Raw genomic sequence first — 26,509 nt, 5'->3', positions numbered from 1 at the left:
AAAGGGCTATTTCCAGCAAAAGTGGTCTCTTGTTAAGAACAATTTCTTGTTAAGAGCAACTTCTAGCTAAGGACTACTTCCAGATTGAATCGACTTCTTCTTGCGTTAGGTAACGGTATTCACCTAACTCTAAAGATTCGTCCATCTCAATTTCGCCAATACGTTCACGGTGTAGTGCTTCTACCTTGTTACCAAGAGCAGCAAACATACGTTTAACTTGGTGGTATTTGCCTTCGTGAATCGTTAGCAGCACTTCACGCTCTGCACGAACTTCTAGGTGTGCAGGAAGTGTTAGGCCATCTTCGCTCTTAAGCTGGATGCCCTCTTTGAATTTTTCAACGTAATCGTCTTCAACAGGTTCAACCAACCACACACGGTACGTCTTCTCGCACTTGTGCTTTGGCGAAGTGATACGGTGAGACCACTTACCATCGTCTGTAATCAACACAAGACCTGTTGTATCAATATCTAGACGACCAGCAAAGTGCAGCTTGTCCATTTTGATTTCATCAAGTAATTCAAACGCGATACGATTTGCGCCATCTTCATGCGAACAAACAAAGCCTTCTGGCTTATAAAGCATGATGTAACGTGGGCCGTGAACATTCAGTTCATTGCCTTGCCATTCCACAACGCACTCTTCAGTTACCTTGAGTGAGCCGCTTTTTTGAATGACATCATTTACTGTCACTGCCTTGGATTTTAATAAGTGTGTTGCTTCTCTTCGAGTGACGCCTAATGCATCGCACAGAAATTTATCTAAACGCATGAATACCTCAACTAATCTAAGTCGGGTATTATAGTCACCTTTGCTCAATTAGTTGAGCTATTTCACACTATTTGTTTTCCTTCTTACAAGACGCGATATGTATACACTCCGCCCGTACCAAGCTGATTCTGTAAAATCAGTGATTCATTACTTCAGAAAACACCAAACTCCGGCAGTGCTCGTGCTTCCGACAGGTGCAGGAAAAAGCCTTGTGATTGCAGAGTTAGCAAGGCTTGCGAAAGGTCGAGTGTTGGTGCTTGCTCACGTAAAAGAGTTGGTTGAACAGAACCATGAAAAATATGAAGGTTACGGGCTGAAAGGCTCGATTTTCTCTGCGGGTTTAGGGCGAAAAGAGACAGACCAACAAGTGGTGTTTGCTTCGGTTCAATCTGTGGTTCGCAACCTCGATTCATTCTCTAACCAATTTTCACTGTTGGTTATCGACGAATGCCACCGTGTGCCAGATGAAAAGACCAGTAGCTACCAAAAAGTGATCACCCACTTGCGCGAGAATAATTCGGGCATCAAGGTGCTTGGACTGACCGCGACCCCCTATCGTCTTGGTATGGGTTGGCTTTATCAGTATCACACGCGTGGACAAGTACGATCTGAAGAGCCTAGGTTTTTCAGAGATTGTATTTTCGAGTTGCCGATTCGCTACTTGTTGGACGAAGGCTTTCTAACACCAGCACGCATGATCGATGCGCCAGTATTGAGCTATGACTTCTCACAGCTAAAACCTGCAAGTACAGGCCGCTACAAAGAAGCCGAACTCGATATGGTGATCGAGCAATCTAAACGTGCAACCCCACAAATTGTCGACCAGATCATTGAACTGGCCAAAGACAAGTTAGGGATCATGGTATTCGCTGCGACCGTTCGACACGCGCAAGAGATCCTCGGCTTATTGCCAGAAGGTGAAGCTTCAATTGTGATTGGTGATACACCAACTCTCGAACGTGACCAAATTATCAGCGACTTCAAAGAACGTAAAATCAAGTTTTTGGTTAACGTATCGGTATTAACCACAGGTTTTGATGCGCCACACGTCGATTTAATCGCGATTTTGCGCCCGACAGAATCCATCAGTTTGTATCAACAAATCGTTGGCCGTGGCTTACGCCTATCTCCGGGTAAAAAAGAGTGTTTGGTGCTCGACTATGCGGGCAACAGTTACGACCTCTACCAACCTGAGGTTGGCGACCCTAAACCCGATTCAGACAGTGAAATCATCACCATCCCTTGCCCTGCGTGCGGCTTCAATAATAACTTTTGGGGCAAGCTAGACAGCAATGGCTTCTTGCTTGAGCACTTTGGGCGCAAATGCCAAGGCTACTTTACCGATGAAGACACGGGCGAGCGCGAGCACTGTAATTATCGCTTCCGAGCGAAATATTGCGGTGAATGTGGTGCTGATAATGACATTGCTGCGCGCATTTGTCATGAGTGCGATGCAACCTTAGTCGACCCAGACAAAAAGCTAAAAGAAGCACTGAACCTAAAAGATGCCTTGGTATTTGAATGCTTGGAAATGGACCTCAACGTGCTTAAAGACGAGAAAGGTAAATCACAACTTAAGGTCACCTATCGCGGAGAAAACCAAGCGCAAGTGCATGAGTTTTGGTCATTAACCAGCAAAAAGCAGAAGCAGAACTTCAAAGACCAGTTTGTTCGCCCTCACCTTGCAGACAGACATCGCCCTTTCGAAGAAGCCTCACCGACGAAAGTGGTTGCTCACCAACATAGATTCCGCCCACCTCAATTCGTGATTGCCCGTAAAGTCGGACGCTTTTGGAAAATGAGAGACAAGATATTCGAAGACGAACTACAGCAGCGTTAAGGTTAAGAATAAAAGTAAGTCTTACGTTCTTAACACTCGGCAATTAATCTTATGTATTAAAGCCTGCGCCATTTAAGCGTTAAGTTTTTCGGTATCAAATTCTCATTATTAATCAGGTTCACTTTCTGTTCAGAATTACTTTTTTATACTGAACGCTATCAACCTTCTCTAGGATTCGCTATGTTTAGTAAAGCTATGATTTCTTTATTTTCTATAAGCTTAGGCTTATTTGTTTCTGCTGGCGCATGGGCTGACTCACATCATAATGGTCATGAATTAGTGCAGGACGTTCATAAAGCAGGAACCAGCATCGAATTTGAAGAAGATCAAGACGAAGTCTATGAAGCCGTACGAGAAGGCTACATTCGCCCTTTCTCAGAAATGTATGCGGCGGTTGAAAACGATCTTCATGGCAGAATCATTAAAGTAGAACTAGAAGAAGATGACGACATTTGGGTGTATGAACTAAAAATCAATTACCAAAACAACATCATCAAAGTCGAATACAACGCTGAGACGTTAGAAATGCTTATGATCAAAGGCCGCAACTTTAAAGACGCAATTAAACACGGCGACTAGTTACGTACGACGAACAGTCATTAGAAGAAATTAGAAGAACAATTATGAAAATTTTAGTCGTTGAAGATGAGCCTCGTTTGGGCCAACAAATTATTGAAACACTTGAGGGGGCCGACTGGGTTCCAGAGCTCTCTCAAGATGGTATCGACGCACTCTACCGTGCAACGTCAGAAGAATGGGACGCGATTGTCCTCGATTTAGGTTTACCTAAGCTTGACGGCCTAACGGTATTAAAAGGCATTCGAGACGAAAACATCAACACGCCAGTGATTATCTTAAGTGCTCGTGACACGCTAACTCAACGTGTTGAGGGCTTGAACGCCGGTGCTGATGACTACCTAACTAAGCCATTTGAGATGGTCGAGCTGATTGCCCGTATCCGAGCTCAACTGCGCCGAGCATCAGGCAGTGCTGCTCCGATACTTCAAATCGGTGATCTAAGCCTAGACACACGCAGTTCTAAAGTGTTGTGGCAAGGTCAAGCAGTTAGCCTCACGGCGCTGGAATATAAAGTTGTCGCGTACTTCATGCATAACCAAAACAAGGTTATCTCGCGCACTGAGTTGGTTGAGCATATCTACAAGCAAGACTTCGACCGAGACTCAAACACGGTTGAAGTGTTCATCGGTCGTATTCGTAAGAAAATCGCACCAAAGATCATCAAAACCGTTCGTGGCCTTGGCTACCAACTGAATGCTGAATAGCTCAGTCGTCAATCACGCCAAGAGCAACCATTAATTAAGTGGACAGCCTGTTCTGATCATCGCAATACGATAAGTTACGATGAGCAAAGGCAGGTTGGAAATGCATGAATCTAAAGAAACGAACACTTAAAAACATCAGTTTAAAAAGCCGCTTGCTCCTTGCTGCGGCTTTTTGGCTAGGTGCGATGATATTAGCGGCTGGTGTCGGGATTCCGAAACTGGTTAACGACTACCTCGTCGATGACATGAAGCAGCAGCTTGGCTTAACCATGGATGAGTTAACCGCCAATATCGAAACCAATGACAGTGGTAACCTGATCATGGCAGAGCGTCTGTCTGATCCTAGGTTCAACCAGCCCTACAGTGGTATTTATTGGCGCGCCGCTACCCAAGAGCAGATCATTCGATCTCGCTCGCTATGGGATAAAGACCTCACCATCAAGCGTTCACCGATTCACACATCAGTCAAAGGGCCAGAGAAAGAAAAGCTGATTTACATCGAGCAAGATATCTACCTGCCTGAACTGAGCGACCCTGTCACGATCACCATTGGTATTGATGAAGATCCATTAGAATCCACACTGACAGAGCTTACTGGTCAAGTCTGGTTGATCCTAATGTTGCTGTTTGTTGGCGTGCTGATGTTGATCGGTATTCAAGTCAGTTGGTCGTTATTACCGCTCAGCAAGATGCAACGCGAACTGGTAATGCTAAGAAACGGCGAGCAAGAAGGGTTAAGCGATAACTACCCGAAAGAGGTTTCTCCATTAGTCTCTGACCTCAATGCCCTGCTCTTTCACTATCAAGAGTTATTAGAACGAGCTCGTAACCACGCGGGTAACTTATCTCATGCGTTGAAAACACCGCTTTCAGTTCTAAAAAATGAGATAGAGCGACTTCCAGAGGATGACAAGGCACTGCTGCAACAGCCCATTCATCAGATTCAAAGCCAAATTGATTATCACCTTGGTCGCGCTCGTATGGCAGGTGCAATGAACATTCTTTCGGTGAAGTCTTCACCTTGTGAGCGTGTTGAAGCTATCTCAATGGCGTTTGATAAAGTCTACGCAGCCAACGAAGTCACCATAATTAACGAGCTAGACTCTGAGATTGAAGTGGCGGTAGAAAAAACCGACCTTGATGAAATGGTCGGCAACCTACTCGAGAACAGTTACAAGTGGGCTGGCAGCATTATTCGCGTCCATGCAAATGAACTCGACGATGGCAACATAGAGTTGGTGATTGAAGATGATGGCCAAGGCATTCCTGAAGAGAAGCTTGAGCAAGTGACCAAACGTGGCGTCCGACTTGATGAAACCACACCAGGAACAGGCTTAGGGCTTAATATCGTAAATGAAATGGCACACAGTTACCGAGGCAGCCTAACGCTCAGCAAGAGCTCAATGGGCGGCTTAAAAGCTTCTCTGGTGCTTAAAGTAAGTAAAGGCTGAACAAGCTAAGTAAAAGTTAAACACAATAAGCCCTAACGTAATGCTAGGGCTTAATTCTATCGACCTTATATACAACTCTATATATCGTTCACAGCAACATCCAAAGTTTGTGAATTATCACTAAGGGTCGTTGCTCCAATCGTTAATACCCGGCCATCAGTGTAATAGTCATGATCGTCATTGATCACTTCCACCGTTGCTAATGGGTACTTGTCTAACTCGATGTCTGGTAGTAACGTTCGTATCTGATTAGCAAGCCGATCTCGCTCTTCATCAACATTAGGGTCAATGTTATGAAGCACGGTCACAATGCCTGAGTAAGGCGTGACTTTAAGGCCATCATCATAGCTAATTGCGCCTAACCACTGAGGCTGGTTAGTTTTAATATCAACACCTGCACGCCACCAACGAATATGGCTGCGCTTCATCAGGTTACCCGGCAATTGAAAAGCCATATCTTGCGGCTTGTCTCGCCAATATAAATCAGACACTGGCGGCGTTTTTTCTCTAAGCAATGCGAGATAACCAACCCATTCAATCTCATTTCGAGAGAAGGTTTGATTCTCTATCCAGCCTAATTGCTTCATTAAGTCTCTTGGGGTTGCTCCAACATAAATTACGTTGATCGCTTGCGCCGAGTAGAACGAAGATTTACCGGGGAACGCTTTATAGGTAACCGAGTTCCAGTCGACTTTGTTTATTTGAGCCGTCTCTGGTTGATTCTGAAAGTCATCCGCTTTCCAGAAAAAGTGAGCGTAGTTCGCAAACAATACCCACGCCAACAACAGCGCACTAGACTTAAGTACTAAGCATCGCCACTTCATTCGGTAACCGATAATGGTGAAGACTAATACCGCGAACACACCAACGATCAAGCTATTATGCTCCGAGATAAATATCTTAAGGCTATTAAGCCACGGGAAGTTTTCAACGCCGTGCGCCAGTAACATGCCCCAAGCAATGAACTGCCCTCCACCAAGGGCCAAACCGATAAACGCCAACACACTAAAATTACGCCACGGTACACGATGCGAGCCAGCTATAAATGGCACAACCCAAGCGATAGGCCCTAATAAACGAGCAAAAAGAATGATGTATGTGCCTTTGCGAGCAACCAGATAGCGGCAGCGCGCAATTAATCTTTTGGTTTTAGGGCGAAACTTAATGAGCCTTCGTTGCACCTTAACACCGTATTTATAACCAATGAAATAACTGAGTTGATCACCAAGCAAACCACCTAGCATCACCAAAACCAACGCCATCCATGCACCTGAATACAGTTGAAAGCCCGCTGCGATAAAGAACGGCTCTCCCGGTACAAATAGGTTTGGGCCAATGAGAGCATCACCCAATGCTCCCAGAAACAACCCTAGTCCATCAAACATAACAACCTCAACGCTTACTGTTCTTTGTAGTGACCAAACTTGTAGTTCATCTCGTTATTACGCATTTCTCCTTTAAAGAAGCGTCTTACATTGGCTTTAAGATAAGTAGAGCCTGTCTTCACAACGCCATCTTGGTCTAAGCGACGTGGGTCAAAACCAAAAGTCATATTTAGGAATCTAAATCGCCATGTTTTGCTCGCACGTTTTACGTAGTCACAATCTTCACACAGAACGATCTCTTCATCAAAACCGCCGATCTCATCATGCGCCCGTTTAGTCGAGAAAATACATGCGCCAATCGCCGTCGGGAAAAAGAACTGAGTAGTAAACAAGCCTGCGTTAAATAGCCCGTAACCAAACTTGTGTACAAGCGGCAAACCTTTCGAGCTCATGTACACACCCGCCACTTCAAGCTTCTTCTCTTCTAGTTCATAAAGCGCTTTCGCAAGGAAGTTTCGAGGCAAGCTCACGTCAGCATCTAAGAAAAGGATTCGGTTGTATTGCGCCAATGAAGCACCCGTGTTTCGGCCAAGGCTCACACCACGGTTTTCCATGTGATGCACCGTTAATTTTGGCAACGCGTTTTCATAAGCTTGCGCCACTTCTCTGGTGTTATCTTCACTGTTCGAGTCGACAACAATCACTTCAAACTCTTGGTGGGTTTGCACGCTCAACTCTTCCATTAAGCGGCTAATGCGTTTCTCTTCGTTTAGCGTAATTACGACAATGCTTACCGGTTTCATATTTTCACCTATTCATTCTGCTGTTTAATTAACACTAAGATTAACGAACTAAGACTTAACCAAGTCTTAGGCAAACATTCATTTTCCGTTCATTAACTTGATGATTTAGCAGTGATATAAATAGATAAGGATTGCGATGTAAAAGGGAGTAGAATGCGCTAAACAAGCGTTAGCGAACGTTTTATCTCCAAACGAACCCATTATCGAAGGAAATTCACTTTGAGATGGGCTTCTGACTTGCTCATATTGGAATGTGATGTTAGTATCCGCGCTCGCTTAAGCATGAACTTTTATGTTTAAGCATTACCACACACTCAAGGTCGCATTGAGGTGTGAAGTTAATTTTTACTAATTTGAGAGTAAAACTATGAAATTTGAAGCAGTAGTACGTACTGAACTAGGTAAAGGTGCGAGCCGCCGCCTACGTCACGCTGGTAAATTCCCAGCTGTAATCTACGGTGGCGAAGCTGAAGCTGTAGCTATCGAACTTGTTCACGCTGACGTGATCAACCAAATGGACAAGCCTGAATTCTACGAAGCAATCACTCTACTGATTGACGGCGCAGAAGTTAAGGTTAAGCCACAAGACGTTCAACGTCACGCGTTCAAGCCAAAAGTTGAGCACATGGACTTCATCCGCATCTAATTCCCTACCAAGGAATAAGATTGGATTAATCCAGCCTTCTGCATAGAAAAGATAATCGATCTTACCAGTCGAGAAATCTAGAAATTCGAAACCCCGATGCTACCAACATCGGGGTTTCACCGTTTTTGAGCCCTCAAAAACGTCGTAAATCTCGCTCAATACACTGAAAATAATCAACTTTCCCCTTCCCCACTTTATCTCAGCTTTGCTTGGGTGGACGAAAGGTGGACTTATACAGTAGTTTTTCTTGTTTAAAATGCTAGGCATATTTCTAACCAAATTTAACTATAGGAAAAACTGTCTAAGTCGTTTCTGGACAAACATCAGCCTCAGAAAATCGAACATTAGCAATTTATGAATAACTACAGGTATGGAAAGTCATTAATAATGAGCAAGTAAAGAACAAGCACCTTCAGTTATGTTGCGGCATATTGCCCACTCTTTAGATAACAAAAAGTCGCTCTTGTTGAGTAATGCCGTTCACTTAAGAGTGAACGGCATTTTTGTTCTTAGCATACCGTTGTGGTCTGGGTTTAACTCTTCTAGGGAATGTCCTTTCCCTTCGCCCTTCAAGTATTAAGCTTTCAGCCATGTTGTGGAACCCCTTTAGCTGACGAGGTATTGCGCCTGGTGTTGAATAAGGTAAGCCTACAAGTAACGCTGATACATGAGCTAACGTGCCGTTAAAACTCAGTTGATAAGGAAGGTAATTTCCCTTTAAATTGAAGCAGAGCTCGACCATCTGATATCGGATTAAATTGTAAGTAAGCAAGATGCCCCATAACTCCTGCTTGACCAGCTCTGGTAAACGACTTCGCAGCGTAAGACGGTTTCCAAGCATGTATTGTTTTTGCTCTCGGTAGCCCAGCTCTATTTCCCAACGATGCTCATAAAGGCCTGCAATATCTTTTGATGGGTAACGCAGGGAGTCCGTCATGGAGGTTAATACTTGGTAGTCTTTTCCTTTAATTTTACGAGTGACAAGTCGAGCGGTTATCGACTTTGGTAAATCAGGCCATAGCTTTCTAGCTCTTGGATTACTGTGTAATTGAACAAGTTTGTCATTTCGCCCTAAAGATTGAACAATGTCATATTGTGTATTTTTCTTGAGGGGGATAAGCCAATGGCGCTCTGAGCCAGAGTCTTGCCATTTATGTAATAAACCTAAAGAATAGAACCCCTTATCGAACATTGTTACGCTATGGTTTGGTGTTGTTTCTATCAGTTTTTCAGCTAATATCATTTCGTTTGTATTGTAATTATCAAATGCACTGGCCGTAATAATGTGACTGCTTAGTTCCATTTGGCAGACCATTCTCACTTGCGGATATTGCGTCCCTTTTTGTCGAGAAAATGCCTTTTCATTTTGCGGGTTATCGGGCGTTCGCCAAACAACGCCATCGACGCCAAGCAGCGTTAATCCATTCCATTGGGGTAACTTTGCACTGTTTAACCATGACGTAGTCATTCGCTCAAAGACCGCTTTAATTGCGTCTTCACCCAACGTCTTTCGACGTTGAGTTAACGCACTCGGTGCGACAAAAGCTTTACCTGTACGGTCGACAATATCAAGTTGGTTCACTAAATCTTTCATGGATTTACTGTTATAGATAGCCATTCCAACAAGCAGCCACACGTTGGATTCTAAAGTTAATTTCCTCTTTCTCATCGTGACAGTATCAGTAAGAGAATAGGCTTCGTCGATGAGTTCAATTGGAAGCAAGTCAGACAAAGTCTCAACGCTGCTAGGTTTCCAATCATTAATTATGTTTAGAGCTTGAGAAACATCCATAAAAAAATCCAAGTGCATTAAATACACTTGGATTTTGACAGCTCTGAAGGATCCTTCAACCGATCGCTTTGGCTTTAACTGATCGGCATTACCACAAAGGTGGGCTATTCGACATTCTCTAAACTCGTGCGGTTATCTCAAACTCATACAAGCTAGATTTATAGTAAACCGTTGAATATTCGTATATCTTCTGCTCTTCATAGTAGTTTTGTGATTGGTTGATCAAGATAGGATCAAGCTCCCCAACATCCAATAACTGCTGAACGGTGGCGTCGGGCAGAGCCGGCAACAGTTTTTGTTGCGTCTTGATCATCTCAATACCGTGACGGCTCAAATATTCGAACTTAGATCCCTTAAGATCTACTTCTGTGAGGTTAGGCAACAGCACTCGAGGGATATAAAACTCTTCAAATGAGACGACTTGTTCGTTCACCAATCGTAAACGACGAGCAAAGTTAACGGGCTCACCAAGCGAAATATTGAGTTTCTGAGCGACAAGCTCATCCGCAGGCAACACCTCAAAGGCATCAACAATATTCGTTGCCTCTAACCCTGCGCCCGCCGCTTCTTGAGCCAAACCAGACATGGAAAGAAAATCGTGACGCAGTTTATTGGATTTAACAAAGCTGCCCTTTCCTTTCTCTGAGAAGATGTAACCGCCATCATTGAGTTGCTGCAATGCTTTACGCACCGTTACACGGCTGACTTTCAGCAGGTCCACAAGCTGATTTTCAGACGGTAGCTTACTGCCCGCAGGATAAGTGCCTTTATCAATCTCGCGCTTTAACTCTCCCGCGACTTGAATGTACAAAGGCTGCAAATTTTTTTGCTCAAATAACTCAGTCATAATTCCATAAAAACTAAGGGGGTTCGGGTCATCTTACTCAAGGTATAAGGGAATACCAAGCCTACAGCTCAAGAGAAAACAATTCTAACCAAAGAAGTGGGCATTATTTGAGGAGGTTTTGGTAAATACCAGAAAGCAAAAAGCCGCTTATAAAAAACGACTTTTAAAGGTGATGCTTGCAACACTTTCTAAAAATTATAACGTGAACCACCTTTCAAACAGTTACAGCGCAATTTGTTAGATCTGGGAGCAGGTACTTGGCAGGAGATCAGCGCCACCACATTATGTAATGACGAATACAGGCTAATCCGAGAGTCCACACTGTAACTAAAATTGGCGTACAAATGGATTCAGATATGTCTTCCACTACACTCAATTTATGAAGATATTCTCGAGGAAGAACGCTGAACATGATATAACGCGCCCCCTTTTGAAAAACACTGTGTCGGTGTCATGGTGCCGATTAGGTTTCCATTAAAATAACACGCCATAATTGGCTCCGCATTTTTAGGAACTCCGGCAGCAGCAGACATAGAAGTTAGGGCAACAGCAAGTGCGATGAGATATTTCATTTGGCTCTCCTAAAGAATCAAGTTCAAGGTGACCTTATATCAGGCGACATTAAAACCTTAGTACATTAAATGGCCACAGACAAAGAAAATATCATTAATTTACAATAATTTATATTTACTCTAAATGAGTTTTTATTAGATTTATTTACGCTATGCTCGATAATTAACGTAAAAAACCCCACGAGTTGGTGGGGCTTCTTATAAGGTGTTTTCGCCGTACCATTACGTAAACTGGCTATCTAGTTGATAACTAAGCAGAGCCTACAAACGAAATGAGCGTAATAAATCACAACAAACTAAGCCTTAGTAATATTGCTTAACCACAACACCTCGTATGCAGGTACTTCAATTGTTGGACCACTAAAGCGTTGGTCAGATAAAACATCAAGACAATCGCGTCCGCCTAACACATCACAAATAGAAGCGGGAAGGTGTTGGGTGACTTCACTGAAGTTACAAATAGCCAACAGTTTTTCACCATTTTCATGAGCACGGTAATAAGCAAACAAATGTGGTCGATAAGTTTCAAGGATCTCCGTTTTCGCTTCACCAAACACTGGATTTTGCTTACGCAATTCCACCATTTGTTTTAAGTCTCGGTTAATACGGTGCTGATAACTGCCAGCTTGCTCAGCAAGCTTAATACTCTCGGCAGTTATTGTTGGGCGGTTTACCCAACGAGTGTCGTCACGTTTGAACTCGTCTTCTAGGTAAGAGTGGTCGTTCAAAATTCCTAACTCATCCCCTTGGTAGATAAGTGGTATACCACCAATGCTCAAGTTAATACTATTTAGTAAACGAATACGTTTAAGTGCAAACTCAATTGCTTGTGAGTCGTCGGCTTCAATCGCTTTTTCCAGGCCAGCTAGAGATGCCAATGAACCACACACACGGCAATCGCCTGTCGTTGGGTTTTCTTGGAACGGCACGCCCTGCGAGAATGAGCCTTCAAATTTACCAGTATAGAACTGATTCAAGAATCGACGGTGTTCGAAACCATTGATGCCTAACTGTTCGGCAACCGAATCATCAAACGTCCAACCGATATCATCGTGACAACGAATATAGTTAACCCATGAGCAAGCATCAGAGATCTCAAAGCTTTTCTTAAGTGATGCCGTGAGCAACTCAGTTTTACGCGTTGCTAGACTTTCCCACATCAACGCCATCATTAGCGGGTTGTAAGAGAGCTGACATTCACCCTTGTCGATATATTGTGCTACTTCGTCAGGGTGCACAATCGCTTCCGATTTAAATAGCACTGCTGGCGCAGCAATCTGCAGGCAGGTATTGAAACACTGAATCAGGGCGTGCGCTTTTGGTAGACTCTCACACTGTGTCCATTTCTCTTTCCAGATGAACGCTAGCGCATCAAGGCGCAAACCCTCACAACCAATATTCGCTAGGAATAGCATCTCATCAGTAATTGCGTTAAATACTGCTGGGTTTGAGTAGTTCAGATCCCACTGGAAGCTGTTAAATGTTGTCCAAACGTGCTTTTGGATATCATCAAGATACGTAAAGCTACCACGGCGTACCGTTGGGAAAATCTCGCGACAGGTTTGGTTGTAATCGTCGACATCTTGCTGCTCGGTAAAAAAGTAGTAGAAGTCTTCAAACTCTGGGTTACTCTTACGCGCTTGCTCTGCCCAGTGATGTTCGTATGACGTATGGTTGAATACAAAGTCCAGTACTAGACTAATACCCTCACTCGACAAAGCCTCAGCCAATTGAGCTAAGTCTTTCTCTGTGCCTAGCTTAGGATCAACCTTGCGATAGTCCGACACAGCGTATCCACCATCACTATCCCCTTCTGGTGCTTTGTATAATGGCATTAGGTGAAGATAGTTAATACCTAGGGATTTTAGGTATGGGATCTTTTGTTGCAGCTTGTTCAGATCGCCCGCAAACAGGTCTACATAAACAGCCATACCAAGCATTTTTTCGCTGCGATACCACGTAGGGTTTACTAGACGTTTCTCATCTAGGTTCTTCCACTTTCGCTTACGACCAGCAAAGGACTTAGCGAGGACAACCACCAGCTTTTGTAAGTGAAGGAAGAAGTCATAACGTTCACCATAGAGAGCATGTAGCTTTATAGTCAGTGATGGGAAGTATTGCTCAAGGCGTTCTAAAAATACCTTTTCATCTTTCTTAGTTAGCTTAGGCAGATCAACGGATTCAAGTACTTGATGTAGAGCCTTGTGAGCTTGTTGTTCGGTTAACATTATTTCTCTCCCATTAGGCTGGCTACTTGGACATTGGCTAGATTTAAGCTGCCGCTATCGACACTTAGTGCTACGTTGGCATCGGTATTTTTTGCATAAACAAGATTAGTGAAGCTGAACTCGCCACCATTTATCAGAAGCTCGACCGAGCCTTTATCAATCAACACTTCCACTTGGAATTTGCTATCAACAGGTAACTCGATTCGGTAATCGTGTGGGAAGTGCTTATCAATGTGCGCTTTGCCAAACTGACCGCGACGCACCGAACGCACTTCAATGCCCTTTTCCGAGCGTTTAAATTCAAAGAAAGCTGGCGTATCTTGGTACACGTTCAGGTGCAATGTTTGCTCTGAATCCAACGAACAATCCGCGGTGAACTTCATCGCTTTATGTTGGCTGTAGATACTTACTGCCTGCTCATCATTTGGTAAGATCTCTTGCGCATCAAGGCTTAGCGCTGTGTTTAACTCTTTTACAAAACGCTGGCCTACTCGCAATCCTGCCTTACTTTCGAACAAAAACAGTTCTCGCGGTAGTGCCATTGAACTACGGAAAGCGTTTGTGGGTAGTTCTGATGAATATTGATGATTGCTCATCCATGTACTGACGATGCGACGACCATCTTGTTTTGGGACATCAGAGAACGATTGTGTCGCGTAGTAATCTCGACCAAAATCTAGCCACAGCACAGTCTCAGGGTAATTGTGGTTGGTGAAGGTTTTACCATCAAAATCACCAATAAAGTACTGCGTGCCCGCACCTCCGCAATGTGCGCCTTCACCTATGCCAACCACTAGCACCCAACGAGTTTCGTCGTTACCTTCAATTTGCATCTCAAACAGATCCGGGCATTCCCAAGGACCTTTGCTGTGCGCGCCATGTTGGTAACCAAATTCACTGACCAAGTGCCAATCTAGTAGGTCGGTTGAGCGATAGAACTCAATATGTTGACCACAAGAGACCACCATTACCCAAGCTTGGCTCTCTTCATGCCATGTTACTTTCGGATCGCGAAAGTCGGGGTTGCCACGAGCTGGGATAATCGGTGCACCTTCAGCATACTTCTTCCACGTCATGCCATCCTGGCTATACGCTAAAGACTGTTGTTGAATTGGGTTTTCAACCTGCGTGCCGTCGGCAAGTGTTACCTTAGGCTGAATAAACGAAGTATAGAAAGTGAGTAAACCCGGCTGGCCGTCCTCAAATAACCCAGAGGTATTATGCCAATCGACAATTGCACTGCCGGAGAAGCACATTCCTGACTCATCAGGTAGCAGTGCTGGGCTATTCTCTTGCCAGTGAATGAGATCTTTACTGGTTTTGTGTCCCCAGTGCATTGGGCCCCATACTGTGTCATGGGGATAATATTGATAGAACTGGTGATATTGGCCGCTGAAGTAGACCAATCCGTTGGGGTCGTTCATCCAGCCAGATTCAGGAGTCATATGAAGTGAAGGGCGATATTGTTCGCTCATAAGCCGATACCGATGTTGTTAAAAATATGTCTAGGTTCGAATAGACAATAAAAAATGGAGCCTAAGCCTAGGCTCCGAAATGGACCTGTTGCCGCCAAAGCCAGCCCGAAACTAGAAATACTAAAAAGAGTGGTGCTCCCTCCTCCGCTTGAAGGAGAGAAACAAATTTTGAATTAGAAGCTGTAGTTTGCGCCTAAGATAAACAGTGGAATGTAACCATCGAACTCATCGCGTTGCGGGCCGCTAGCGAAGTCAATTTTCTTGTAGCTTGCCTCACCAAACATGCGCCAGTTCTTTGAAAGTGGGTAGTTGGCAGACACACCTAGCTTAGAGTAATCTTCCGTCCACGCATGAGCGCCTGTTGCATCAACACTCTTTTCGAATGAACCAAATTCACCCCACAATGACGCAGAAAGCTTACCGAAGTTATGCCAAATACCTGGTTTGATAATCCACTCAGTCTCAGTTTCTGAGTACCCATCTTTTGCATTCCACTGACCTTCTTGGTAACGAAAGTTCAACCACGCGCCCGTATTGTCATTGATTTTGTAGCCAAAGCCCGGCTCAACTTCCCAGTATGGAAACTCACCGGTGCCACGCTTGTATTCCACGTGGTAAAGCGCGTAACCATGCATACCCAAACGATCTGTCAGTTGGTAAGAGCCAAACACTTTACCGCCCGGAGTCGTGCGCTGATCAATACTCTCACCGGCTAACTTTAAACCCCAACCAATGTTACCTTTTTCATGGTTGTAACTACGGTTAACATAGATTTCTTGGATTGAGTTTACGCCTCGGTTGTAGTCGGCATGCTTCAGGTTGCCATTAAACAACTCTTCACGGCCAGAATAAAAACCAAAGTCCCAACCAGGTAAGTCATCGTGTCGGAAACTACCTTGCGCTATAGTGTATTTCACTTTACCTTCATTAACGCCATCATCTCGAATAATACGCTCGACTTCGATATTACTACCTAGAACTCCATGAAATTTACTTTCCTCTTGCTGAGGGGCATCTAACGCAGTAAGTAGTTCTGCATTAGAGTATTCAGACTTTAACTGCTCAACTGTGGCTGCTAATCTTTCTTCCTTTTTATCATCCTGTTGCGTCTCTTCAGCGAATAGAGCACTGGAAAAAGCTAAAGCTAAGAATACAGAGGAAGCCACTACTGTTTTTTTCATGATTATTACCTTATTATCACTATGTTACTGCCGCTCCGGTGAGGAGCAATTATTGGTACCTGCTACAACAGGCATTAATGTCCACGTTAGCAACGGCTGTAACCGTTGCTAACGCAGTAATTGAAAGCCCGCTCACCCGCGGGCTTTTTTATTATTCTTATCGTTATTAACTTGCTTGCTGCACTTGAGGCGGCAGCGTGATTAGGTCATTGAGCGTATGGCCACGCTCGTATGCCTTACCTTTGTTATCAAATAGATGGCATTTTTCAGCAGGGATGCGGATGTTCAAACGCTGGCCCACTTCAACATGAACTGTACCTGGAACGCGCACTAAGACTTCTTGACCGCCACGCACCAGTGTTGTGTAAAGCAGTGATTCAGTGCCAAGGCGCTCAAAACCTTCAACAATAACGCCAACGCCTTGCTCATCTAGGTGGATATCTTCAGGGCGGATGCCAAGTGTCATTAGTGCGCCTTGAGTTGCTCCTTGAGCATTCACTTCCGCTTCAAACTTGTAATCACCCACTTCAACGTGTGCTTTGTCTTCACAAGCAGAAATTAGTGTGGCAGGTAGCAGGTTCATTTTTGGAGAACCAATAAAGCCTGCGACGAACAATGTGTTCGGGAAATAGTAAAGATCTAACGGTGAACCTACTTGCTCAATCGCACCATCACGTAGTACAACGATCTTGTCAGCAAGGGTCATCGCTTCAACCTGATCATGTGTCACGTAAATCACGGTTGATTTCAGCTTTTGATGATACTCCGCTAATTGAAGTCGCATACGAACACGCAATGATGCGTCTAGGTTCGACAGCGGCTCATCAAGAAGAAAAAGCTTAGGGTTGCGGACAATCGCACGACCAATAGCAACACGCTGACGCTGACCACCAGAAAGTTGGCTTGGCTTCTGCTTCATCAAATTTGTCAGCTCAAGCATTTCACCAACATTTTTAACGGCTTTTTTGATTTCGTCTGCACTGAGCTTTTTCGCCAATTTCAGACCAAATGCGATGTTCTCTTCTACCGTCATATGTGGGTAGAGTGCATAGGATTGGAAAACCATACCAATCCCACGGTCCGTAGGAGACAGGTTATTAACAACCTCACCATCTAGGCACATTTCGCCTGAAGAAATATCTTCTAAGCCAGCTACCATACGTAGCATGGTTGATTTACCACAACCTGATGGCCCAACGAAAACCGTAAATTCACCGTCTTCGATTACTAGGTTGGCGTCTTTGATGATGTGCGCACCATCTGGATAAATTTTATTGATGTTCTTCAGTTCTAAGCGTGCCATTGTTCTACCTACGTTATAATTCTTTCGCCTTGTTCGGCGTATTAGGGGCAGGCAAGCTGCCCCTTTGTTATTATGTGTAAAGCTTGCTTTATCAGCGTTTAGCTTTATAGGATTGCAGCAAGTTTCATCTCAGCTGTATCCTCGAAGCGCCATGTTGCATGACCAACGCGCTCATTAGGGCCAATCCCCACTACGCGCATACCTGCTTCTTTGGCTGCATCTACGCCCGCTTCTGCATCTTCAACCACAATACACTCGTCAGCGTTTACACCTACTTGGCCTGCCGCGTGAATAAACACGTCTGGTGCTGGCTTAGAGCGTTGTACTGACCATCCATCACCGATTGCATCAAACAGTGGCGTAAGGCCAAGGCGGTGTAGAATAGGACGCGCATTTTTACTTGCTGACGCCAGTGCTACCTTGATGCCACGTGCATTTAGCTCCAGTAGGAACTGCTCGATGCCCGGTAGTACGTCTTTTGCAGAAATTGTGTTTAGCAGATCAACGTAGTAGTCGTTCTTACGTTTCATTAGGTCTGCAAACTTCTCTTCGCTGATCTCTTTCCCATCTAGGATGATTTTTAGAGAGGCCTCACGAGACACACCACGCAGTTGCTCATTGATTTCACGATCGAAATAGTAACCTTCTTCGTTCGCCATATGCTGCCATGCTTGGTAGTGCAGTTCAGCGGTATCAGTAATTACGCCATCCAGGTCAAAGATAAATGCCTTACACATTGAAAGTAGCCTCTGTTGATTCAATTACACGTGGCTCACCCGCAACTTCGATGTTAAGTGGCTGGCCGTTAAACTCTGGACGAACAATGCTTACTTGAGCACCGTCTACTGTTACTTCCAGACGCTCACCTTTCCAGTAGATTGGGAAGTTAACGCTATCCCACTGTTTAGGTAGGTTCGGGTTAATGCGCAGTTCGCCACCAAGCATGCGTACACCACCGAAACCGTATACAACACACTGCCACATACCACCAATAGACGCTGCGTGGATACCGTGATCCGAGCTCTTCATGTTCTGACCAATGTCGATAGAAGCCGCTTGTTGGAACAGGTCGTAAGACAACTCTGGGTTACCAACATCTGACGCCAGTACAGAGTGAGTTGATAGACTGAGAGAAGAATCGTGTAGCGTTTTCGGCTCGTAGTAGTTCCAATTCGCTAGCTTAGTCTCTAGGTCAAACTTATCTTCCTGTTGTAGGAATAAAACCATTAAATCAGCCTGCTTAGAAACCTGCATCTCGTTCACTTGATCTAGGCTGTAGTCTTGGAACAGACCACCAACGAATGGCTGCTCTTTGTACTTAGTTAGGTCAATGATCTCTTTTTGTAGGTAAGTATCGTCTTGTGGGATGATCTTATCTTCTTCACGCGGTTGCGGTAGGTAGATATCTTCAACACGCTCTAGCCACATCTTACGCGCTTCAACTAGGTTCAACTTGTCAGACAGCTTCGCCAGTAGATCTGTGTTAGATGCTTCTAGGTCTTCGTAGTAACGAATCGCTAGCTTGATGTTTTCAACGGCCATGTAGTTAGTGAACGCGTTATTGTCGATGTGCTCTTTGTACTCATCAGGACCGATTACGTTACAGATACCCCACATGTTGCGGTCTTCTAGCCACTCTAGGCGACTTGTCCAGAATGTTGCTGTGTCGAACATGATTTCGTAACCCATGTCGTCCATGAACTTCTGGTCACCCGTGATCTGGTAGTACTGCCATAGCGCATAAGTGATGTCACACGTGATGTGCTGCTCGATAAAGCCAGACCAAATCTTGGTCGACTTACCCGTGATGATGTCTACTGCGCCCCATACTGGCGTTACTTCTTCACCTGTAAGTGCAGACTCCCATGGGAACTGAGCACCGATGTAGCCGTTGTCTGCTGCTTTCTTACGTGCGCCGCCCAGTGTTTTGAAGCGGTACTCAAGTAGGCTACGTGCAACTTCTGGCATCGTGTAGATGAAGAACGGAAGCATGAATACTTCTGTATCCCAGAACGAGTGACCTTTGTAACCTTCACCAGATAAACCTTTCGCACCGATACCGAAGCGAGAGTCGTGCATTGGCGTGAAGATGTTTAGTTGGTACTGAGCAAAGCGCGTCGCTAGTTGGTCAAAATCGTTGCCACCGATAGTGATGTTCATGTTGTCCCAACGCTTGTCCCACTCAACTCCGCTGCCTGCTAATAGCTCGTCAAAGCTGCGGTCAGCATTCATTTTTAGGTTAGTTAGTGCGTGGTCACGTAGAGCTTGAAGCTCGTAGCCTTCAACATCGAACTGCTTGTCACGAGAAGTGTGTACAACACCCACTTTCTCAGTGCCAAATGTCTCGCCTGCTTTTAGCTCTTGATGGATGTTCAGCCATACCTTACGGCGGTCCATCTGTAAACCTGGGTCGATCTCAACTTCTGTACCATTTACGAAGTAGCGATGAGACGTTAGGAATACGAAATCAACTTTGCTTTCTGTCGTATGTTGTAGCAGCTCAATGAAGCGCTTGTCGTAGATACGCTTTTCACCTTCGTGGAAGTGCTGAGCGCCAGAGTTAGATAGCTGAGCATCGACACCAGAGCGGATTTCGATTTTCGCATCGCTGTTTACAGCCTTAACTTGAACGTCGAACGCCATTAGATGAAGGTTTGCTTGCGAGATAAAGCGACGGAAGCGCATCTCAAACGTTTTGCCTTCTGTATTTGTCCAAGTGAACTCACGAGTCAGCTCACCATTCTTAACGTTTAGACGACGTGAGTAGTTGCTTACTTCGCCAGACTCCAGATGGAAACGACGGCCATCAATGAACATCTCAATTGAACTCATGTCTGCAGCATTTGGAAGCTCGGTTACTTCCTCTTCATCGAACTTGTTATAAGTACCTGCGATGAATAGGTTACGCACTTGGCCTACGTACTTTTCTTCCGTGGCACTACGGGCACCCATGTAGCCGTTACCTTGGCTCATTACCACTTCACATTTACCTTGAAGTGCTGAATCAAATGCCGTCTCTTCAACGATCCAATTTTTTAGTTCGCCTTGACCAGCGGTGTAGTTCATAAACATCTTAAATATCCCCGAGGATTAACCTTTAACAGCGGAAGAAATATCGTTACCAACGAAGTAACGTTGAAAAACCATAAATACAATAAGTACTGGAATTGTCGACAGGAACGCGCCTGCAAGAATCAGGTTCCAGTCACCTGCTACGCCATAGGCGTTACGTAAACTTAATAGACCAACAGGAAGCGTGAATGCATCCGCAGGGCTGTTTATCACCACCAGTGGCCAGAAGAAGTCATTCCAGGCCCCTTGAAAGCCAAGGATGGTTACAGACAAAATGGCTGGTTTAGCCAATGGCATAAATACTTTCCAAAGAATCACTAACGGGCTAGCACCGTCGACGATTGCCGCTTCTTCCAGTTCTTTGGGAATGTTTTCAAAGAACTGCTTCATGATGAGTACTTGACCGGATGCCACCACCGCAGTGATGACCGCCCAAGGTGTGTTTAACAACCCAATATCTTTGTAAATTAAGTAGTTAGAAATAAACGTCACCTGTGCTGGAATCATCATACTGAACAACATGAAAGCGAATACAGCACGTGCACCAGTGAACTTCAATCGTGCTAATGCATAGCCTGCGGTGCACGCGAGGAACAGAGTCAAAATCACCTTACCAATCGCGATAAAGAACGAGTTGATGGTCCAGCTCATGAACAAGCTCTTACCTGTATCCAAACTCACAGACTCTGTGTAAACACGAACGTAAGACTTGAATACATAGCCGATCACACCCGGTGTTGCGTTATCCCATGCAGCGACTCGACCACGACGCTCCATCTTGCTTGGTGCCAGGGTGCTATCAATCAACACTTGTCCACGAGGTGATTCTACGGTTAGTGGAAGCGTCGCAATTTCAGGACCGTTTCCTTGGTAAAGAATGTTAAATTCCCAAGTTTGGCTTTGGCCTTGCTTTGTGATCTCGTTACGACCACGCCTTTCGACATAGGTGACATCATCACTTGAAGCAACCAGACGAGGTTCGCTAACCACTGCATAATCAGAAGCAAAATCTGCCACCGTTGCTGCTGCCATGCCAGTACCTGGACGGCGACGTGGAACTTCAATGGTCGGTACCTGAAACTCTTTGCCCTGTTCAACAGCGTAAGTGACTGTAAAGTTGACCGTCGCTCCCGGAGCAAAACCACCAAACATAGGTGCGTTGTTACCTTCTTGACCCAGTTGGTATGCTGCCCCCCAGTTACTAGGTTGAACCTGTGCAAAGTTAAATTTGAATGGTTGCTCAAGTGGGTCGTCTTTTAAACTCGCTAAAAAGGCGACAACGAAAGTACCTAACATTACTGTTGCGACCAGAATCAGTGCACTGTATACCCACGCCACTTTCGCCCAGCGGCGTCGTTCTTGAAATTTCGCTACCTGTTCCATAGATGCCACAGGAACCGCATCATCTTTTGAAGTCATAGTGTGACTAGCCATCTGCCTTCTCCTTTATTCCAAAGATTTTCTGCAGATAAACTACTGCCAATGTAATGAATGCCAATATCAATGCCGCTGCGCTCGCCATACCGATTTGTGGCGTGCCACCCGGTGGAAATGCGTTGTGGTAAACGTAGTACGCCATAGTAATACGTGACTCGAGAGGTGCAGCTGAACCCAGCAGAGCAACTTGGTCAAACATCTGTAGCGTACCGATGATCGAGAAGGTCACGACAACGAATGTCACAGGAGCCAATTGAGGAATCGTAATATTCCAGTGTTGTTGCCACTTGTTAGCCCCATCAATGTGCGCGGCTTCATATAGCTCACCAGATATGCCTTGCAAGCCCGCCAAAAAGAGCAACATGAAGGTTGGAATCGTGGTATAGATATTCTGAATCACGATAGCCCAGAGTGTTAATGGCATTGGACCAACATGGTCACGCGTGTTCAGCCAGTTAACCTCAACCACATCTTTCGTGACTTCAATCCACCCCATTGCACTTGCAATAAAGGTTGCGATGCCCGCCACAATCACAGAGAGAATTGCCCATGCCGGGTCGAACCAGCCAACAGGCAGTCCTTTAATACGGTCTTTGGTAACCAAAACAAATTGAGATGCCACCGCTATCAGCACGAAACAACTGATGTGCGGATAGTGATTCACTACGTCCGTAACAAAGCCGTTTAGGTAACCGTTTTTTTGGTAGAACCAAATGAAGATTAACGTTACCGCAGCACTAGAAAGAATGCTTGGTAAGTAAAAAGCCGTTCTAAAGAAGCTTTTCGCACGAATCTTTGAGTTAACTAGAATCGCTAAGCCTAGTGCTAATACCGTTTGAACACAGGTTACGATGAGAGAGAACCAAATCGTATTTGCCAATGACAGTAAGAACAAGTCGTCGGAAAGCAACGCCTTGAAGTTAGCTAAGCCAACCCAAACAGCGTCACTGAACAGATCGTACTCAGTAAAACTAAAGTAAACTGTACGAACCAATGCATACAGAAAGAACACCACTAAAGTCAGTACAAATGGCCCTGCCAAGAGCCATCCGTAAACTTGTTGGCGTAAACGTAAAGAGTTCATCGTTCGCCCTACTACTTAGCCGTCAATACATCGTATTTTGCTTGTGCCATTTTGAGCGCTTCTTTTTGCGTCATTTGACCAAGCAGTACAGAGTTCAAGGCTTCATTGATCGGAGTCATCCAAGCCGTGCCGTAATCACCAAACGCAAATGGTTCAACGTTACCTTCTAGAGCACCTTTAAATACTTGTTTCGCCAACTCACTTTCTGAATCTTCAACTTCAAAGAATTTAGCGTCACTTAGAGATTTGCGGCTAGGTAGTGCAAGGCCAGAGTCCAATACCCACTCTTGCGCTTTTTGACTAGTAAGGATCTGAACGGCTTTTTGAGTTGCTTCTACGTTTTTGCCGTCTGCATTTACGCCCCATGCAACAGTAAATAGAAGATTGCCGCGCTTACCGGTTTTCGGATCGGTTGGCATTAGTGTTGTGCCGTAAGGAAGGTTTGGCGCTTTGTCGCGTAAGTAACCACTGATCCAGTTACCTTCAAGCGCTACAGCCGTTTCTTCTGTACCAAAACAACCACCACCCCAGCCCTGACCTAAGTCTGTTGCCAAAATGCCAACTTCATCTTCTGATACAAGGCCCGTGTAAAAATTGAATGCACGCTCGAAGTTCTCATCCAGTACGGTTTTGCCTTCTTCATTGAAAGGTTTCCAGCCTGTCGCAAGTGCGAATGGAGCAAAACGCGCGTAATCAGGCATAACACAGATACCTGATACTTCATCACCTAGCTCATCTTTCACCGCGATCAGTTTTTTACGTAAATCTTCCCAAGAATCGCTATTTGTTGGGTAATCAACGCCTGCATCATCGAAAATATCTTTGTTATATTGCAGCGCGATCGTATTGAAATCCTTAGCAATTCCATACTGTTTACCATTTGACGTAAACGCGCTATTTAGGCTTGGAATGACTGCAGAGCTCACATTAGCGAGTGAATCACTGTTTGCTGCTACCTTGCCAGAATTAACGAGGGTATTAGCAAAAACCACGTCAACGTAGAATGCGTCTGGTGCAGTACCAGCCGATAAAGAGTTGGTTATAAACTGAGAGAAGTCACCTTCTACCGCTTGGTATTTAACGCTTAGCCCCGATTTTGCAAAATCGTCAGCTAATACTTCTTTGACCAAGTTATTCAATACAACGACATCATTACCACCCCAGCCAGCAATAGTAATTTCTGTTTTTTCAGTTGCGGTTGCAGACAGGCTTGCAGCAAGTAGGGATGCTGCCAATATTGTTTTTTTCATGTTGCCCTCAGTTCATTAATTTCAAAATCTGAGGGTATTATGCACACTTAACGTAAACGCTTACGTTATTCCGGTCACATTTTCGTTCTTGTTAAGTTACAGTAATCCACTTTAGTGATCTTGCTCTTATTTTGGCCAGATATTGGGCTTCTCCAACAGAAAAAACTATAAAAAAGCCTCTATTTTCTTAATCTCATAACTTAACACATCGCAATAACGTAAAGTTTTCTTTATTGAATAAAAAATGGGTATACCTTTCGATATACCCATGTTAATAAAATTAATATTGTTGGTTTACGTCGATTGCCCGAGCTTCAGAGTTATAGGAACTACAGCTCCTACTGGCTGCTCTCCTAACATAGCAAGCTCAAGCATAGAAGCTGCCTTGGCTGCTATTTTGTCCGTATCTTGAACAATTGTAGTCAGCATTTTTGAAATTCCCGGTAAACCATCATAACCAACGACAGAAAAGTCTTCCGGTATCTTGTAGCCTCGATCCTTTAACGCAGCAATGACCCCCAAAGCCGTCTCATCACTCTCACAAACAAACCCTTGGTGGCGCTCGAGTTGTTGCTTATCCATAGAAACAAAGTAACGATATGCGGCAATCTCTCCCAGTGGATCATGCCCAGTGCGCAATTCACGTATAGGTAGCGCATTACTCGCCATGACCGACATATAACCTTGATGACGAAACTGATAACCATCACCATAAGTTGTTGGTGTTACGAAACAAATGTCGCTTAACCCTTTATCAACTAGGTGTTGCGTCGCTTCCCGACCACCGTTGAAATCATCAGGAGCAACCCAGAAGGACCCTTCGCTCATACCAATACATACGAATGGCAAACCCAGTTCTTTACAGGTTTCAACACGTGGGTCATTGGTAGTCATACCAAGTAAAATCGCACCACCAACTTGCTGTAAGTCAACTTCCCCAAAGCTCACAGGTAACAAGTTACGACCAGAGTTACGAATTGCAGCTGATAGTGAAGGCCAAAGCATTCCCAAATAACGAGAAGCGTAGAAGTCTATCGGCCCAAGAGATATAGCAATGGTATTTTTATGATTTCCCATTAACTCTCGCGCAGATGTACTCGGCACGTAACCCAAATCCTTACAGATATCTAAAATTCGTTTACGTGTTTTCTCGCTGATACCAGGTTTATTATTCAAAGCTCGACTAACCGAAGCTATTGATACACCCGCGATTTTTGCGGCTTCATGTATAGTTGTTTTCTTTAAGTCAGTCTCTGTTTTAGATTCGCTCACATTAACACCTTCACCACCTACGTAAACTTTACGTTCATTATGTCCTTATTAGCATAGCTTTCAAGTAAAAAAACGTAAACAGAGACTATCTCTTGAGCACCATCACGGAATAACAATGATAAAGTATAGTTATATCAATTACCTAGCTTCGTAAATGACAATAGTTTGAACTTTAAATCTAAATATTAGTTTATGAATAACTTAAATATCTAAAGCCCCTTAGCTCAAAAAAACAAACTGATTTAATTTGGTTGTATTGATGGAAAACCGTCAACGTCACTCAAGAGCAACAACACTCAATGCTCTCAATAAACTAAAGCTACCTAGAGTTCCAATCTCAATCTTATCGAGAGTTTGGTCATCATCGAACAGACATGACAAATGCATACCTGGGGTAGATCATGACAAGAATGGAATATGAGTTAAATCGAACTATACATCTATACTTAAGGACAGGGGGGGCAAAAAGAACCGTAAAAAATCAGGCAGAGAAAATGAGCAGCTTCTGTCGTCATGTTCAGACGCACAACCCTGCCATCAAATCTATTGGCCAAATTGGACGTAAGCTGATGGCTGAGTTGTGGAGAAAAAAGAGCGAGTTGGCTCCCTCAACTAAAACCGCCTATTACTACGCAATTTGTTATATTTGGATTCAGGTACTCGGCAGAAGATCGACACCACCACATTATAATATGGCCAATAAAAGGTAGTCACAACCAGAGAAATCTAAACAACACCGTGGGGAATTATTATCTCGATTTTCCATTTTTGCGCTTTACTCTTTTTGCAAAATACAGTGATAATAACTCAAATCACGATAATCAAATCAATGAGTTAAGTTAATGAAATTTGCTTTTTTTTGGTTCATCGCGGCTTTCC

21 protein-coding genes are annotated in these 26,509 nt (G+C 44.3%); 5 read left to right on the top strand and 16 right to left on the bottom strand.

The window, feature by feature from the left end:
* Positions 1 to 73 precede the first annotated feature (73 nt).
* Positions 74 to 769 (bottom strand): 16S rRNA pseudouridine(516) synthase RsuA, encoded by a 696-nt coding sequence (gene rsuA / locus AB4133_RS03460; protein ID WP_017060380.1) that lies wholly within the window; start codon positions 767 to 769, stop codon positions 74 to 76.
* A 97-nt stretch (positions 770 to 866) separates the two neighbouring features.
* Here rsuA and AB4133_RS03455 point away from each other — a divergent pair, with 97 nt between their 5' ends.
* The 4 genes from AB4133_RS03455 (at position 867) to AB4133_RS03440 (ending at position 5,343) form a co-directional block, all read left to right on the top strand.
* Positions 867 to 2,609 (top strand): DEAD/DEAH box helicase, encoded by a 1,743-nt coding sequence (locus AB4133_RS03455; RefSeq protein WP_372223979.1) that lies wholly within the window; start codon positions 867 to 869, stop codon positions 2,607 to 2,609.
* A gap of 180 nt (positions 2,610 to 2,789) precedes the next feature.
* Positions 2,790 to 3,188 (top strand): PepSY domain-containing protein, encoded by a 399-nt coding sequence (locus AB4133_RS03450; RefSeq protein WP_017066076.1) that lies wholly within the window; start codon positions 2,790 to 2,792, stop codon positions 3,186 to 3,188.
* A gap of 44 nt (positions 3,189 to 3,232) precedes the next feature.
* Positions 3,233 to 3,892 carry a response regulator transcription factor gene (locus AB4133_RS03445; protein WP_017060377.1) on the top strand — a complete coding sequence of 220 codons (660 nt, stop codon included), beginning with the start codon at positions 3,233 to 3,235 and terminating at the stop codon, positions 3,890 to 3,892.
* Positions 3,893 to 3,996: 104 nt separating this feature from the next.
* Positions 3,997 to 5,343: an ATP-binding protein gene (locus AB4133_RS03440; protein ID WP_017065394.1), complete on the top strand. Its 1,347-nt coding sequence runs from the start codon at positions 3,997 to 3,999 to the stop codon at positions 5,341 to 5,343.
* Positions 5,344 to 5,420: 77 nt separating this feature from the next.
* On the opposite strand, the gene AB4133_RS03435 is transcribed toward AB4133_RS03440, so the two are convergent.
* On the bottom strand, positions 5,421 to 6,728 hold the full coding sequence (locus AB4133_RS03435; RefSeq protein WP_017070602.1) for an LssY C-terminal domain-containing protein: 1,308 nt from the start codon (positions 6,726 to 6,728) through the stop codon (positions 5,421 to 5,423).
* A gap of 14 nt (positions 6,729 to 6,742) precedes the next feature.
* The gene (locus AB4133_RS03430; RefSeq protein WP_017070601.1) at positions 6,743 to 7,471 is read right to left on the bottom strand and encodes a glycosyltransferase; all 729 of its coding nucleotides are present in this window, start codon (positions 7,469 to 7,471) and stop codon (positions 6,743 to 6,745) included.
* 367 nt (positions 7,472 to 7,838) lie between these two features.
* On the opposite strand from AB4133_RS03430, the gene rplY reads away from it, so the two are divergent.
* Entirely contained in the window at positions 7,839 to 8,117 is a 279-nt protein-coding gene (gene rplY / locus AB4133_RS03425) for a 50S ribosomal protein L25 (protein WP_017060373.1), read from the top strand.
* Positions 8,118 to 8,601: 484 nt separating this feature from the next.
* Here rplY and AB4133_RS03420 read toward each other — a convergent pair whose 3' ends face one another.
* The 13 genes from AB4133_RS03420 to AB4133_RS03360 all read right to left on the bottom strand — a co-directional run bounded on the left by AB4133_RS03420 (position 8,602) and on the right by AB4133_RS03360 (position 25,630).
* Positions 8,602 to 9,909 (bottom strand): IS4 family transposase, encoded by a 1,308-nt coding sequence (locus AB4133_RS03420; protein WP_372223978.1) that lies wholly within the window; start codon positions 9,907 to 9,909, stop codon positions 8,602 to 8,604.
* Between the two features lie 118 nt (positions 9,910 to 10,027).
* On the bottom strand, positions 10,028 to 10,756 hold the full coding sequence (locus tag AB4133_RS03415; protein ID WP_017060368.1) for a GntR family transcriptional regulator: 729 nt from the start codon (positions 10,754 to 10,756) through the stop codon (positions 10,028 to 10,030).
* 377 nt (positions 10,757 to 11,133) lie between these two features.
* Positions 11,134 to 11,328 carry a hypothetical protein gene (locus tag AB4133_RS03410; RefSeq protein WP_048617545.1) on the bottom strand — a complete coding sequence of 65 codons (195 nt, stop codon included), beginning with the start codon at positions 11,326 to 11,328 and terminating at the stop codon, positions 11,134 to 11,136.
* A 296-nt stretch (positions 11,329 to 11,624) separates the two neighbouring features.
* Positions 11,625 to 13,556, bottom strand: coding sequence for an alpha-amylase family protein (locus AB4133_RS03405; RefSeq protein WP_017060366.1), 1,932 nt, complete (start codon positions 13,554 to 13,556; stop codon positions 11,625 to 11,627).
* Positions 13,556 to 15,031, bottom strand: a complete 1,476-nt coding sequence (locus AB4133_RS03400; protein WP_017060365.1) for a glycoside hydrolase family 32 protein — start codon at positions 15,029 to 15,031, stop codon at positions 13,556 to 13,558. The genes AB4133_RS03405 and AB4133_RS03400 overlap by 1 nt, the downstream gene beginning before the upstream one ends.
* A 173-nt stretch (positions 15,032 to 15,204) precedes the next feature.
* Positions 15,205 to 16,212, bottom strand: coding sequence for an OmpG porin family protein (locus AB4133_RS03395; protein ID WP_136982394.1), 1,008 nt, complete (start codon positions 16,210 to 16,212; stop codon positions 15,205 to 15,207).
* A gap of 166 nt (positions 16,213 to 16,378) precedes the next feature.
* On the bottom strand, positions 16,379 to 17,515 hold the full coding sequence (locus tag AB4133_RS03390; protein ID WP_017060362.1) for an ABC transporter ATP-binding protein: 1,137 nt from the start codon (positions 17,513 to 17,515) through the stop codon (positions 16,379 to 16,381).
* A 104-nt stretch (positions 17,516 to 17,619) separates the two neighbouring features.
* Complete coding sequence (gene pgmB, locus AB4133_RS03385) at positions 17,620 to 18,252, bottom strand: beta-phosphoglucomutase (RefSeq protein WP_017060361.1); 633 nt, start codon at positions 18,250 to 18,252, stop codon at positions 17,620 to 17,622.
* The gene (locus tag AB4133_RS03380; protein ID WP_372223977.1) at positions 18,245 to 20,587 is read right to left on the bottom strand and encodes a glycoside hydrolase family 65 protein; all 2,343 of its coding nucleotides are present in this window, start codon (positions 20,585 to 20,587) and stop codon (positions 18,245 to 18,247) included. Before AB4133_RS03380 ends, pgmB begins: the two co-directional genes overlap by 8 nt.
* Positions 20,588 to 20,605: 18 nt before the next feature.
* Entirely contained in the window at positions 20,606 to 22,021 is a 1,416-nt protein-coding gene (locus AB4133_RS03375) for a carbohydrate ABC transporter permease (RefSeq protein ID WP_372223976.1), read from the bottom strand.
* Entirely contained in the window at positions 22,014 to 23,108 is a 1,095-nt protein-coding gene (locus tag AB4133_RS03370) for a carbohydrate ABC transporter permease (protein WP_017060358.1), read from the bottom strand. The genes AB4133_RS03375 and AB4133_RS03370 overlap by 8 nt, the downstream gene beginning before the upstream one ends.
* Positions 23,109 to 23,119: 11 nt before the next feature.
* Positions 23,120 to 24,358: an extracellular solute-binding protein gene (locus AB4133_RS03365; RefSeq protein WP_136982396.1), complete on the bottom strand. Its 1,239-nt coding sequence runs from the start codon at positions 24,356 to 24,358 to the stop codon at positions 23,120 to 23,122.
* A 294-nt stretch (positions 24,359 to 24,652) separates the two neighbouring features.
* A complete protein-coding gene (locus AB4133_RS03360) occupies positions 24,653 to 25,630 on the bottom strand; it encodes a LacI family DNA-binding transcriptional regulator (RefSeq protein WP_017060356.1) in 978 nt (325 codons plus the stop codon).
* Positions 25,631 to 26,509: the final 879 nt, after the last annotated feature.

Source organism: Vibrio sp. 10N.286.52.F8 (assembly GCF_041468745.1).
Lineage (GTDB): Bacteria > Pseudomonadota > Gammaproteobacteria > Enterobacterales > Vibrionaceae > Vibrio > Vibrio crassostreae_C.
The sequence above is the reverse complement of the archived record's forward strand: the minus strand, read 5'-3'. Positions and strand labels throughout refer to the sequence as shown.